Source organism: Serratia sp. Tan611 (genome assembly GCF_905188235.1).
Taxonomy (GTDB): domain Bacteria; phylum Pseudomonadota; class Gammaproteobacteria; order Enterobacterales; family Enterobacteriaceae; genus Serratia_B; species Serratia_B rhizosphaerae.
The window spans coordinates 2,773,929-2,787,363 of sequence record NZ_LR994655.1 but is presented as its reverse complement, the minus strand read 5'-3'; the positions used below and the strand labels follow the sequence as shown (position 1 = coordinate 2,787,363).

General features: G+C 55.6%; 12 protein-coding genes. 8 read left to right on the top strand and 4 right to left on the bottom strand.

Annotation, left to right across the window (positions count from 1 at the left end; translation table 11 throughout):
- Window positions 1-39: 39 nt before the first annotated feature.
- The 3 genes from TAN611_RS13150 to TAN611_RS13140 form a co-directional block, all read right to left on the bottom strand.
- Window positions 40-930 carry a leucine-rich repeat domain-containing protein gene (locus tag TAN611_RS13150; protein ID WP_238404469.1) on the bottom strand — a complete coding sequence of 297 codons (891 nt, stop codon included), beginning with the start codon at window positions 928-930 and terminating at the stop codon, window positions 40-42.
- 98 nt (window positions 931-1,028) lie between these two features.
- Complete coding sequence (gene pyk, locus TAN611_RS13145) at window positions 1,029-2,471, bottom strand: pyruvate kinase (protein WP_105231396.1); 1,443 nt, start codon at window positions 2,469-2,471, stop codon at window positions 1,029-1,031.
- 214 nt (window positions 2,472-2,685) lie between these two features.
- The gene (locus TAN611_RS13140; protein ID WP_054304816.1) at window positions 2,686-3,558 is read right to left on the bottom strand and encodes a MurR/RpiR family transcriptional regulator; all 873 of its coding nucleotides are present in this window, start codon (window positions 3,556-3,558) and stop codon (window positions 2,686-2,688) included.
- A 458-nt stretch (window positions 3,559-4,016) separates the two neighbouring features.
- On the opposite strand from TAN611_RS13140, the gene zwf reads away from it, so the two are divergent.
- The 4 genes from zwf (at window position 4,017) to mdtI (ending at window position 7,526) form a co-directional block, all read left to right on the top strand.
- The gene (gene zwf, locus TAN611_RS13135) at window positions 4,017-5,492 is read left to right on the top strand and encodes a glucose-6-phosphate dehydrogenase (RefSeq protein WP_111736968.1); all 1,476 of its coding nucleotides are present in this window, start codon (window positions 4,017-4,019) and stop codon (window positions 5,490-5,492) included.
- Window positions 5,493-5,634: 142 nt separating this feature from the next.
- Window positions 5,635-6,276, top strand: a complete 642-nt coding sequence (locus TAN611_RS13130) for a bifunctional 4-hydroxy-2-oxoglutarate aldolase/2-dehydro-3-deoxy-phosphogluconate aldolase (protein ID WP_105231394.1) — start codon at window positions 5,635-5,637, stop codon at window positions 6,274-6,276.
- A gap of 565 nt (window positions 6,277-6,841) precedes the next feature.
- Entirely contained in the window at window positions 6,842-7,210 is a 369-nt protein-coding gene (gene mdtJ, locus TAN611_RS13125; RefSeq protein ID WP_105231393.1) for a multidrug/spermidine efflux SMR transporter subunit MdtJ, read from the top strand.
- Window positions 7,197-7,526, top strand: coding sequence for a multidrug/spermidine efflux SMR transporter subunit MdtI (mdtI, locus tag TAN611_RS13120; RefSeq protein ID WP_105233382.1), 330 nt, complete (start codon window positions 7,197-7,199; stop codon window positions 7,524-7,526). The genes mdtJ and mdtI overlap by 14 nt, the downstream gene beginning before the upstream one ends.
- A gap of 60 nt (window positions 7,527-7,586) precedes the next feature.
- Here the strand turns inward: mdtI and TAN611_RS13115 are convergent, their stop codons facing one another.
- Window positions 7,587-7,931: a RidA family protein gene (locus TAN611_RS13115; protein WP_105231392.1), complete on the bottom strand. Its 345-nt coding sequence runs from the start codon at window positions 7,929-7,931 to the stop codon at window positions 7,587-7,589.
- 123 nt (window positions 7,932-8,054) lie between these two features.
- Here TAN611_RS13115 and TAN611_RS13110 point away from each other — a divergent pair, with 123 nt between their 5' ends.
- The 4 genes from TAN611_RS13110 to fadD all read left to right on the top strand — a co-directional run bounded on the left by TAN611_RS13110 (window position 8,055) and on the right by fadD (window position 13,352).
- Window positions 8,055-9,956: an ATP-dependent DNA helicase gene (locus TAN611_RS13110; RefSeq protein ID WP_111736969.1), complete on the top strand. Its 1,902-nt coding sequence runs from the start codon at window positions 8,055-8,057 to the stop codon at window positions 9,954-9,956.
- A gap of 102 nt (window positions 9,957-10,058) precedes the next feature.
- Window positions 10,059-10,760: a tRNA (adenosine(37)-N6)-threonylcarbamoyltransferase complex dimerization subunit type 1 TsaB gene (gene tsaB / locus TAN611_RS13105; RefSeq protein WP_203066550.1), complete on the top strand. Its 702-nt coding sequence runs from the start codon at window positions 10,059-10,061 to the stop codon at window positions 10,758-10,760.
- A gap of 105 nt (window positions 10,761-10,865) precedes the next feature.
- The gene (locus TAN611_RS13100) at window positions 10,866-11,456 is read left to right on the top strand and encodes a Slp family lipoprotein (RefSeq protein WP_105231389.1); all 591 of its coding nucleotides are present in this window, start codon (window positions 10,866-10,868) and stop codon (window positions 11,454-11,456) included.
- Window positions 11,457-11,663: 207 nt separating this feature from the next.
- Window positions 11,664-13,352 (top strand): long-chain-fatty-acid--CoA ligase FadD, encoded by a 1,689-nt coding sequence (fadD, locus tag TAN611_RS13095; protein ID WP_105231388.1) that lies wholly within the window; start codon window positions 11,664-11,666, stop codon window positions 13,350-13,352.
- The last annotated feature ends 83 nt before the right edge of the window (window positions 13,353-13,435 follow it).

Genomic DNA, 13,435 nt, shown 5'->3' with positions numbered 1-13,435 from the left:
AATAATGTAAAAAGGCGCCCAAATGGCGCCTTTTGTTATTTACGCGTGCACCATACACCCTCGTTCGATCAGCAGATCGAGAACCGCAGGATAGCGGGTGAAATCATTCCAGCGTAAATCAAGCCGGCGCAAACTTTTCATCTCGGCCAGACTGGCCGGTAACGTCGTGAGCCGATTAGCGCGCAGATCCAGAGTTTGCAACTTGCTCAGCTGTCCTATGTTTTCAGGCAGGTGAGTGAGCTGATTAAAGCGCAAATTAAGCTCACACAGTTGGGAAAGCTGACAGAACGTATCCGGCAGGTGGGTAATGACGTTGTTGGAGACATCCAATATGTTGAGCGTGCCTAACTCACCAAAGCTGGCCGGCAATGACGTTAACTGATTGTGCATCAGATGTAATTCCCGCAGCAGTGACAGCCGATGGATGGATTCAGGCAGATGAACGAGCTGATTATGGTAAAGCCTGAGCTCTTGCAACGACGTGAGCTGACAAAGGGAATCCTGCAGGGTGGTCAGGCGGTTGTCAGTAACGTTCAGATAGCGTAGCGCTGTTAGCCCGGACAAGGATACCGGCAAATCGCTGAGTTGATTGTCGCTGAGGTAAAGGTATTTCAGCTTGTCGAGCTGACCGATTTCGTCAGGGATCACGCTAAGTTGGTTGTGTCCCAGATCGAGCATTTCCAATTGCCGCAGTTGAACAATTTCATCCGGCACAGCAGTTAACTGATTCACGGATATGTTCAGCACTTGCAGTTGGCTGTGGTTGACGATCTCCGGCGGAAATACTTTCAGTTGGTTGTTATAGAGGCTTATTTTACGCAGCCCCGATCCTGCCAGCATGGCGGCATCAAGCTGGTCGAGCTGTTGACCGTCCAGTTCTAAATTTACGGAGCGATTTGTATCAAGATGCGGGGTATGTTGATGCAGCACGCCGTACTTTCCTTATGGTTAGGACAACGTTGAAGGGTTCCATCATTGGTAAAAGAACACCGGCCTGCTCAGGGCAGGCCGGTCAATTGAGTATAAGATTACTCGATTCGCAGGATACGGCTGGTATTAGTGGTGCCGACGGTGCCCATCACGTCGCCCTGCGTGACCAGCACTAAATCGCCGGACAGCAGGTAGCCTTTGTCGCGCAGACGGTTGATGGCGTCATTGGCGGCGGCAACGCCGTCGGTGTGGCTGTCGAAATAGACCGGCGTGACGCCACGGTACAAAGCAGCCAGGTTTAATGTGTGCTCATGGCGTGACATGGCGAAAATCGGCAGGCCAGAGCTGATGCGGGACATCATCAGCGCGGTGCGGCCGGATTCGGTCATGGCGATAATTGCCGTGACCCCTTTCAGGTGGTTGGCGGCGTACATCGAAGACATGGCGATTGCTTCTTCGATGTTGTCAAACTGCACGTCCAGACGGTGTTTGGAAACATTGATGCTAGGGATCTTCTCCGCACCGAGACACACGCGCGCCATGGCGGCAACGGTTTCCGCCGGGTATTGGCCGGCAGCGGTTTCCGCCGACAGCATTACGGCATCGGTGCCGTCCAGCACGGCGTTTGCCACGTCCATCACTTCCGCACGGGTTGGCATCGGGTTGGTAATCATCGACTCCATCATCTGGGTAGCGGTGATGACCGCACGGTTCAGCGTACGGGCGCGGCGGATCAGCGTTTTCTGAATGCCTACCAGTTCCGGATCGCCGATTTCCACTCCCAAGTCACCGCGTGCCACCATCACCACGTCGGACGCCAGGATGATATCGTCCATCGCTTCTTCATCGCAGACGGCTTCCGCACGTTCAACCTTGGCAACGATTTTGGCATTACAGCCCGCATCACGCGCCAGACGGCGTGCGTAGTGCAGGTCTTCACCGGTACGCGGGAAGGAGACCGCCAGGTAATCAACGTCAATTTTGGCGGCGGTGATGATGTCGGCCTTGTCTTTTTCGGTCAACGCCGCGGCAGACAAACCGCCGCCCAGTTTGTTAATGCCTTTGTTGTTGGACAGCGGGCCGCCGACGGTCACTTCGGTAAACACCTTCATGCCTTTGACTTCCAGCACTTTCAGCTGTACGCGTCCGTCGTCGAGCAGCAGCACATCGCCCGGCACCACATCGGCAGGCAGGCCTTTATAGTCGATGCCGACTTTTTCTTTATCGCCTTCGCCTTTCGCCATTTCGGCATCGAGCAGGAATTTATCACCAACGTTCAGGAAGACCTTGCCTTCCTTGAAGGTGGATACACGAATTTTTGGCCCCTGAAGATCGCCGAGGATAGCAACGTGCCGACCCAGCTTCGCGGCGATTTCACGCACTTTATCCGCTCGAGCCTGGTGGTCTTCCGCATTGCCATGGGAAAAATTAAGCCGGACTACGTTGGCGCCGGCAGCAATGATCTTTTCCAGATTATTGTCGCGGTCGGTAGCCGGACCCAGTGTAGTAACGATTTTGGTTCTTCTGAGCCGTCTGGACATGTATTACTCCGTTGACTGGTGAAGCAAATAAAAAAAGTGTTGCGATAAGCATCGGATAACGCGAACCAGCGTGAAACGTTACCATAGCCACGTTTCATTACGCTGGCGTCACACCCGGGTTATCCGCAGGAACGTGTTACACGGTACAACCTATAGTGCCGCCGATCAAATCGCCTCGCAGAGGCTGTCCGGCGGCGAAAGAGGGCCATTTCGATTATGACTCGAAACTGTTGGGGATCTCTACGTCTTTATCAAAGCGCGATTCTTTCAACGCTTCCTTGACCCGCTTCAAGTTATCTCTGAATTTATCCCCGCGGCGCAGGGTAAAACCGGTCGCCAATACGTCAATCAGCGTAAGCTGCGCGATGCGCGATACCATCGGCATGTAGACGTCGGTATCTTCCGGCACGTCGAGCAGCAGCGCCAGCGTCGCTTCACGCGCCAGTGGCGAATCATGCGAGGTGACGGCGATCACCGCGGCATCGTTGTCGCGCGCCAGACGCGCCATTTCCACCAGATTCTTGGTGCGGCCGGTGTGTGAAATCAGCACTACCACGTCGCCTTCGCCGGAGTTCATGCAGCTCATACGCTGCATCACAATGTCGTCGAAGTAGGCGACCGGGATATTGAAGCGGAAGAACTTGTTCATGGCGTCATGGGCTACCGCCGCAGAGGCGCCGAGGCCGAAGAAGGAGATTTTTTTCGCCTGGGTCAGCAGGTCTACCGCACGATTTATTGCGGCAATATCTAAATTTGCCTTTACTGTATCCAGGCTGGCCATCACCGATTCAAAAATTTTACTGGTGTAAGCCTCGACGCTGTCGTCTTCCTCGACGTTGCGATTGACGTAAGGCGTACCGTTAGCCAGGCTCTGCGCCAGATGCAGTTTAAAATCGGGAAAACCTTTGGTATCAAGACGGCGGCAAAAGCGGTTTACCGTTGGCTCGCTGACGTCGGCCATACGCGCCAGCGTGGCGATGCTGGAATGGATCGCCGTCTGCGGCGATGCGAGGATCACTTCGGCGACTTTTCTTTCGGATTTGCTCAGCTGTTCTAAATGGCTCTGAATTTTTTCCAGCGTATTCATATAACGGGTGTCACTCATGGTTTTTTACCCTGCATATTTCCGGTTGCCGGTGCGTAAAAAACGCGCCTGATATGTACGGGGCGGCGCGAGTGGCCGGCCTGCGCCAGGATGCAACGAGAAATCAATTGGGTATATCGATTTCAATCAAAGGAGAAATCAATGCCGGTTTAGTGAAAATATACTACGTGCTGGTAACCGTTGGCAGTCTCGACAGAGCGTTTGCTGGGATTTTTCACCAGAATATGAGCTGTGTCTAACTTTCATAATGGTAAAAGAGCGACAAAAAAGACAGAAAATTACAATTTTGGCTAACGTTGGCGGTATCGGCAGACTTTCAACGTATAGCCGCAAAGTTTCTGGCGTTTTTCTGCTTTTAATCCGGGTTTACTGGCCGTAGGTAAAGAGAGTACATTAGTAATGTAAGAAAATTACAAATATCCTGCAACGAGGAGATGAACATGGCGGTAACCTCTACAGCCCAGGCGTGCGACCTGGTTATTTTCGGCGCGAAGGGGGATTTGGCGCGCCGTAAGCTGCTGCCTTCCCTGTACCAATTAGAAAAAGCCGGTCATATCCACCCGGACACCCGCATTATCGGGGTGGGCCGTGCAGAGTGGGATAAAGACGCTTATACCAAGATCGTCAAAGAAGCGCTTGAAACCTTTATGAAGGAAAAGCTGGATGACGAACTGTGGGCTACGCTCAGCGCGCGATTAGATTTCTGTAATCTTGATGTCAACGACAGCAAAAATTTTGCCAAACTGGGCAAAATGTTGGATCAGGAAAACCGTACCACCATCAACTACTTTGCGATGCCGCCAAGCACCTTCGGCGCGATCTGCAAAGGGCTAGGCCAGGCCAAATTGAACAAAGAGCCGGCGCGCGTAGTGATGGAGAAACCGCTGGGCACCGATCTGGCCTCTTCACGCCTGATCAACGATCAGGTTGCCGAGTTCTTCAATGAAAGTCAGGTGTACCGTATTGACCACTATCTGGGCAAGGAAACGGTGTTGAACCTGCTGGCGCTGCGTTTCGCCAACTCGCTGTTCGCCTCCAACTGGGATAACCGCACCATTGACTCGGTGCAGATCACCGTTGCGGAAGAAGTGGGCATTGAAGGGCGCTGGGGTTACTTCGATCAGGCCGGTCAGATGCGCGATATGATTCAGAACCACTTGCTGCAGGTACTGACCATGATCGCCATGTCGCCGCCGGCGGATCTGACCACCGACCGTATTCGCGACGAGAAGGTGAAAGTGCTGCGTTCTCTGCGCCGTATCGATCAGCGCAACGTGCGTGAAACGACGGTGCGCGGCCAGTACACCTCCGGCTTCGTGCAGGGGCGTAAGGTTCCGGGTTATCTGGAGGAAGAGGGCGCCAACAAGAGCAGCAATACGGAGACTTTTGTCTCCATCCGCGTGGATATCGATAACTGGCAGTGGGCCGGCGTGCCGTTCTATCTGCGTACCGGCAAACGTCTGCCGGCTAAATGCTCCGAAGTGGTGGTGTACTTCAAGAACCCGCCGCTTAACCTGTTCAGCGACTCATATCAGCAGCTGCCGCAGAACAAGCTGACCATCCGCCTGCAGCCGGATGAAGGGATTGAGATCCAGGTACTGAATAAAGTGCCGGGCCTTGACCATAAGCACCATCTGCAAACCACTAAGCTGGATCTGAGTTTCTCGGAAACCTTCAACCAGGAGCACGTAGCCGACGCCTACGAGCGTCTGCTGCTGGAAAGCATGCGCGGTATTCAGGCGCTGTTTGTCCGCCGAGATGAGGTGGAAGAGGCCTGGAAGTGGGTCGATTCCATCATGGACGCATGGAAAGCCGACAATGACGCGCCTAAGCCTTATCAGGCGGGTACCTGGGGACCGGTGGCATCGGTGGCGATGATCACCCGCGACGGCCGTTCCTGGAACGAGTTCGAATAAGTTGTTACGCCGGCAGCGAGTCTGCCGGCTTTTTTTTGCCTGTCGATCAGGCTGAGGGTACGGCCGGACTTTTCAGACCATGATCTGAAGGCCCTGTGGCAGGGGCGTGCCATACACCAACCTCAATGTGGAGAAAATGACGATGAATCACTGGAAAACCAGCGCGCAGCAGATTCTGACCGCGGGCCCGGTTGTGCCGGTTATTGTGATTAACAAGCTGGAACATGCGGTGCCGTTGGCGAAGGCATTGGTCGCCGGCGGCGTGCGCGTGTTGGAAGTGACGCTGCGTACCGAGTGCGGGCTGGATGCTATCCGAGCTATTGCCAATGAAGTGCCTGAGGCGATTATCGGCGCCGGTACGGTGATCAACCCGCAGCAGCTGCAGGCGGTGACCGAGGCAGGCGCACAGTTTGCTATCAGCCCGGGGCTGACGGCCGATCTGCTGCAGGCGGCGACAGCCGGCAGCATTCCGTTGATTCCGGGTATCAGCACCGTGTCTGAACTGATGCTGGGGATGGATTACGGCCTGCGTGAGTTCAAGTTCTTCCCGGCGGAAGCCAACGGCGGTGTGAAAGCGCTGCAGGCGATCGCCGGTCCGTTCCCGCAGGTGCGCTTCTGCCCTACCGGCGGGATCTCGCCGGGTAACTATCGTGATTATCTGGCGCTGAAAAGCGTGCTGTGCATCGGCGGTTCCTGGCTGGTTCCTGGCGATGCGTTGGAGCAGGGCGACTATGCGCGTATTACCAAACTGGCGCGTGAAGCGGTGGATGGTGCGCGTGGCTAAGCCTTGTCGCGCCTGAGTTTGCCGCATCCTTGTACAAGGCATGCTACTCAGAGGCTCAATCATTGATTGAGCCTTTTTTAGTTTTCTATTTATATAACTTTCTTATTTTTAACTTATTTTTTGTCACTTGTTTATCAAAATGGCGGTTTGCTTTATTTTAAAGCCTATGGTACAACTATCTCCGTTAAACTTTTCCATAATGAGGATATTGAGCAAATCGTACGGGTTTTGTGATATGTACGGCTGAAGATAGCGAGATAACTATGATGACTACAAATAAAAACCCCCTTAGAACCTCAACCTGTCAGCTTTTCCTGTCTGCCATCCTTGCCAGTGAACACCACTGGTGCAGTGAGCTATAGCACCTTTCTCCCTTAACCGGTTGCGATAAGGCTGCGTTTTTCAAGCTTTATCTCCGCATAACCGGACACTCTGTTTTTACAACATTTGGGTCAGTTTATCCCCAGGGATCTCTACGTCCCGATGCGGTGAAATGCCGCTCGGACGAGATAAATCGGGATAAATATACCTTTGCGTGCGTTATTCGCCGTTTGGGAGAGAAATCATGATTTATTGGCTGTTTTTAGGTTTGGCTATCGTTACTGAAATTATCGGCACCTTGTCGATGAAATATGCCAGCGTCAGTGGGGGCATGCTGGGGCATATGGTGATGTATGTGATGATTACCACGTCATATATTTTGCTGTCCGTTGCGGTCAAGCGTGTCGCCCTGGGTGTGGCCTATGCGCTGTGGGAAGGCATCGGCATTTTGTTTATTACTCTGTTCAGCGTGCTGTGGTTCGATGAACCGATTTCCCTGCTGAAGGTATTGGGTCTGGCGACGTTGATTGCGGGCATTATGTTGGTGAAGTCCGGCACCCGTAAGACGCCGAAGTCTGACGATGAGCGAGGTGCGCAGCATGCAACAGCTTGAGTGGGTTCATATCGGTTTTCTGGTGCTGGCTACGGCGCTGGAGATTGTCGCCAACATTTTTCTGAAAATGTCAGACGGTTTCCGCAGGGTGTGGCTGGGGTTGCTGTCGCTGCTGTCGGTACTGGCCGCCTTTAGTGCGCTGGCGCAGGCGGTTAAGGGGATAGACCTGTCGGTTGCGTATGCGCTGTGGGGCGGTTTTGGTATTGTCGCCACCGTGGCCGCCGGCTGGATCCTGTTCGGTCAGCGTCTCAATGGCAAAGGCTGGTTGGGCGTTACGCTGTTGTTGACGGGAATGGTGCTGATTAAGCTGGCATAACGGCGCCGCGGCAGCGCCATGGCCATTATGCCGCGGTCTGTAAGGTCCGCGGCATGACAATTATTGGGCGGCGATGATTTTGATTTCAACCTTGTATTTCGGATTCATCAGCTTCGCCTGCACGGTGCAGCGCACCGGTGCGCTACCGGGCACCACCCAGGCGTCCCAGGCGGCGTTCATGGCGGCAAAATCCGCCGCGTCGGCGAGAAACACGGTGGCGTCCATGACGCGGCTTTTGTCTGAGCCTACGCGCGCCAACAGGACGTCAATCGCTGCCAGGGCGTTTGCGGTCTGCGCCGTCGCGTCCTCATCCAGATTTTCCGGCACGCTGGTGTAATAGATGGTTTCGTTATGCACCACGGCTTCCGACCAGCGCTGTTCAGGATCAATGCGTTCGATATTCATTCAGTTATCTCCATATTGTTGGCTCGCTTAGGGTAGCACAGCATAGCGTCCGTTGCTGCCATCTGCACGGCGCTGCGGAATGTGTATATAATCACAGCTGAATTTTTTCGGCGGTGAGGCAGCGTGGCAGACGATTTCGCAACAGACGGCGCATTGGCGCAGGCAATTACAGGGTTTAAACCGCGCGAAGCGCAGCGGCTGATGGCCGAAGCGGTCGCCGAGGCCATCAATTTTAAACAGGAACTGGTGGTGGAAGCGGGAACCGGAACCGGTAAAACGTTTGCCTATCTGGCGCCGGCGCTGCGTTCGAATAAAAAAGTGATTATCTCTACCGGTTCCAAGGCGTTGCAGGATCAGCTGTACGCGCGCGATCTGCCGACTATCGCCAAAGCGTTGCAATTCAAGGGTAAACTGGCGTTGCTGAAAGGGCGCTCCAATTACCTGTGCCTGGAGCGTTTGGAGCAGCAGTCGCTGGCCGGCGGCGAACTGGCGGGGCAGACGCTGATCGATCTGGTGCAGCTGCGCGGCTGGTCGTCGCAGACCGTGGAAGGCGACATCAGCAGTTGCAGCGACGTGGCTGAAGACAGCTTCGTCTGGCCGCTGGTTACCAGCACCAATGACAACTGCCTGGGCAGCGATTGTCCGCAATATCAGGACTGCTTCGTGGTCAAAGCCCGCCGTAAGGCGATGGACGCTGACGTGGTGGTAGTTAACCATCACCTGTTTTTGGCGGATATGGTGGTGAAGGAAAGCGGTTTTGCCGAGCTGATCCCCGAGGCGGATGTGATGATTTTCGATGAAGCGCATCAGATCCCGGATATCGCCAGCCAGTATTTTGGCAAACAGTTGACCAGCCGTCAGCTGATGGATCTGGCGAAAGATATCACCATCGCTTACCGCACCGAGGTGCGCGACGCGGCTCAGTTGCAAAAGAGCGCCGATCGCTTAAGCATGAGTACGCAGGATTTTCGGCTGGCGCTGGGGGAGCCGGGCTTTCGCGGCAACCTGCGCGACGTGGTGAACCAGCCCAATGTACAGCGTGCTTTGCTGTTGCTCGATGATGCGCTGGAGTTGTGTTACGACGTGATGAAACTGTCGCTCGGGCGCTCGGCGCTGCTGGATGCCGCGTTTGAGCGCGCAAGCCAGTATCGCACCCGCCTTAAACGCCTGAAATCGGTCAATGAACCCGGCTTTAGCTACTGGTATGAGTGTAATGCGCGCAATTTCGTGCTGGCGCTGACGCCGCTGACGGTGGCGGAACGTTTCCGTGAGCTGCTGGATGATAAACCGGGCAGCTGGATTTTCACCTCGGCGACGTTGTCGGTGAATGAACAGATGGGGCACTTTACCGAACGGCTGGGGCTGAACAAGGCGAAGACGCTGCTGTTACCCAGCCCGTTTGACTATGCCAACCAGGCGCTGTTGTGTGTGCCACGTTTTCTGCCGTCGCCGAATCAGCCGGGTGGAGCGCGCCAGTTGGCGCGGATGCTGCGTCCGATGATTGAGGCCAACCAGGGGCGCTGTTTCTTCCTGTGCACCTCGCACCAGATGATGCGTGAGTTGGCCGAAGAGTTTCGCGCGTCGATGACGTTGCCGGTACTGGTGCAGGGGGAAACCAGTAAGGGGCAGCTGTTGGCGCAGTTTGTCGAAGCGGGCAACGCGCTGCTGGTGGCGACCAGCAGTTTCTGGGAAGGGGTGGACGTGCGCGGCGATGCGCTGTCGTGCGTGATTATCGATAAACTGCCGTTTACCTCGCCGGACGATCCGTTGCTCAAGGCGCGCATTGAAGATTGCCGCCTGCGCGGCGGCGATCCGTTTAATGAGGTACAGCTGCCGGATGCGGTGATTACCCTCAAGCAGGGTGTCGGCCGCCTGATCCGCGATACGGATGACCGCGGCGTGCTGGTCATTTGCGACAACCGGCTGGTGATGCGTCCCTATGGCGAAGTCTTTCTCAATAGCCTGCCGCCTACGCCGCGCACGCGCGATCTGAGCAAGGCGATCGCCTTTTTGCAGCAGGAATAACCGGGGAGCCGCGCCCGTGTGGCTGCGGCTATGCCGGTAATCGGGGCTGTGCTACAATGCGCGCCCTGTAAAAAATACTGATATTTCCCGCCTGAGGTTGGCATGTCCACGCGAATTTTAGCGATCGATACCGCAACGGAAGCCTGTTCCGTTGCCCTCTGGAATCAAGGCGAAACCCACGCCCTGTTTGAACTGTGCCCGCGTGAACACACGCAGCGTATCCTGCCGATGGTGCAGCAGGTCCTGGCCGAATCCGGCGTGACGCTCGCCGAGCTTGATGCGCTGGCCTTTGGGCGTGGCCCCGGCAGTTTCACCGGCGTGCGTATCGGCATTGGTATCGCACAGGGACTGGCGTTAGGCGCCGATTTGCCGATGCTGGGCGTTTCTACCCTACAGACCATGGCGCAGGGCGCCTGGCGTATGACCGGTGCGCAGCGCGTGCTGGCGGCGATCGACGCCCGTATGGGCGAGGTTTACTGGGGCCAGTTTGAGCGTCAGTCCGATGGGCAATGGCTGGAAAGCGAAGGTGAGGCGGTATTGTCGCCCGAGCAGGCGCTGGCGCGCGCGCAGGGCCTGCAAGGCGACTGGGCGCAGGTAGGCACCGGCTGGCAAACCTACCCGCAGCTGGTTGCCGGTGCGCCGATTACTCTGCATGATGGTCAGATATTGCTGCCGCGAGCGGAAGATATGCTGCCGCTGGCGCTGCATACCTGGCAGCAGGGGCAGGCTTGCCCGGTTGAACAGGCTGAACCGACGTATCTGCGTAATGAAGTCACCTGGAAGAAGTTACCGGGGCGCGAATAGCCCTTTGCACGTTATGTGCGCTTTATACGTGACAGGGATGAAACGTTCTGCAACTTGCGGCGAAAATAACAGTCGAAGTGACAGATATTTCAGGAGATTGCGACCATGTTAATCCGTACCGTAATTCAACGATTCACGCTGCCGGCATTGGCCGGCGGCGTTCTGATGCTGTCCGGCTGCGTCACCGTCCCTGATGCGATTAAAGGCTCATCCCCAACGCCGGTCACCGAGCTGGCGTCGGTGCAAAACGCGCCAAGCCTGTTTAACGGTGCGGAGGCCCGCTTTGGTGGTAAAGTGGTGAATGTGGCGAACGAGCAGGGCAAGACGGTACTGGAAATCGCCGCAGTGCCGCTGGACGATGGCGCGCGGCCGATTCTCGGTGAACCATCGCGCGGGCGAGTGCTGGCGACGGTAAACGGTTTCCTTGAGCCGACGGACTTCAAGGGGCATCTGGTCACCGTAGTCGGTTCGATAACCGGCGTGCAGCCTGGCAAAATCGGTGCGACGCCGTATAAATTCGTTACGATGAACGTCAGCGGCTTTAAACGCTGGCGGGTGACGCAGCAGGTAATGATGCCTCCAGCGCCAATGGGCCCTTGGGGTTGGCGTGGCGGCCCGTGGGGACCTGACTGGGGCCCGGGTTACGGCTGGTACAGCCCTGGCCCGGCACAGGTGCAAACGATCGTTACCGAGTAAGTTACGCGAAAATTCAATAGATTGTGAAGGCGGCTTATGAGCCGCCTTTTCTTTTGGCGTAGGGAAGCGCCGGTAATTAGTGACACGCATCGCAACCTGCAAATTGTTTAAAACCTAAACTGGTCTGCTGAGTTAAAATATTGTTATAACCTGGCTGCGCATTTAGGGGCTGCGATGATAATGAGAAATGATTTCGGGAGTAATACCTTGGAAAAGGTCTGGTTAAAACGTTATCCGGCAGATGTGCCAGCAGAGATTGACGCCGATCGCTATCCGTCTTTGGTTGAAATGTTTGAAAATGCCGTACAGCGTTATGCGGATCAACCAGCATTTATCAATATGGGCGAGGTGATGACCTACCGCAAGTTGGAAGAGCGCAGCCGGGCATTCGCCGCCTACTTGCAAAATGAGCTGGGGCTGAATAAAGGCGACCGTGTCGCTTTGATGATGCCAAACCTGCTGCAGTACCCGATTGCGCTGTTCGGCATTCTGCGGGCCGGCATGGTGGTGGTTAACGTGAACCCGCTGTATACGCCGCGCGAACTGGAGCATCAGCTCAACGACAGCGGCGCCAGCGCTATTGTCATCGTCTCCAACTTTGCCCATACGCTGGAAAAGGTGGTCTTCAAAACCCAGGTTAAGCATGTGATCCTGACGCGGATGGGGGATCAGCTCTCGGCGGCCAAAGGCACGCTGGTCAACTTTGTGGTGAAGTATGTCAAACGCCTGGTGCCGAAGTACGATCTGCCGGACGCCATCTCTTTCCGTACGGCGCTGCAGCGCGGCCGACGTCTGCAATATGTAAAACCGGACATCATTAACAGCGATTTGGCTTTTTTGCAGTACACCGGCGGCACCACCGGGGTGGCGAAAGGCGCGATGCTGACCCACCGCAATATGCAGGCCAATCTCGAACAGGCCAAGGCGGCTTATGCGCCGCTGTTCCGTGCCGGACAAGAGCTGGTGGTGACCGCGCTGCCGTTGTATCACATTTTTGCGCTGACGGTGAACTGCCTGCTGTTTATCGATCTTGGCGGCCGTAACCTGTTGATCACTAACCCGCGCGATATCCCCGGCCTGGTTAAAGAGCTGGCCAAATACCCGTTTACCGCGCTGAGCGGCGTCAATACCCTGTTCAATGCGTTGCTGAATAACGAGGAGTTCCTCAAACTGGACTTCTCGACGCTGCGTTTTTCGGTGGGGGGCGGTATGGCGGTGCAAAAGGCGGTGGCGGATAAGTGGGAGCAGACCACCGGGAAGCACCTGCTGGAAGGCTATGGCCTGACCGAGTGCGCGCCGCTGGTGGCCGGCAACCCGTATGATTTGCAGCATTACAGCGGCAGTATCGGGTTACCGGTACCGTCGACCGATGTGCGCCTGGTGGATGAGCAGGGTGAAGACGTCGCCATGGGCGAACCGGGTGAACTGTGGGTCAAAGGGCCGCAAGTTATGTTAGGCTATTGGCAACGTCCCGACGCCACGGATGAAGTGCTGAAAGACGGCTGGCTGGCGACCGGCGATATCGTCACGGTGGATGAACAAGGCTTTATTCGCATCGTCGATCGTAAAAAAGATATGATTTTGGTATCGGGTTTTAACGTTTATCCGAATGAAATTGAGGATGTCGTCAGTCAGCATGCTAAAGTGCTGGAGTGCGCGGCAATTGGCGTGCCGAGCGAAGCCTCCGGCGAGAGCGTGAAAATTTGCGTAGTGAAGAAGGATCCTTCGCTGACCAAGGACGAGTTGCTGACCCATTGCCGTCGGCACCTGACCGGGTATAAAGTGCCTAAAATTGTTGAGTTCCGCGACGAGTTGCCGAAATCGAACGTCGGCAAAATTCTGCGACGCGAACTGCGTGACGAACAGACAAATGCCAAGGCGGCCGATGCCGCCTGATGTTGTCCGGTCACACTTACTTATCAACAGCGCCGGTGAATGCCGGCGTTGTTGTGTTTGGCTCATGAAATAAGAGAATGAAG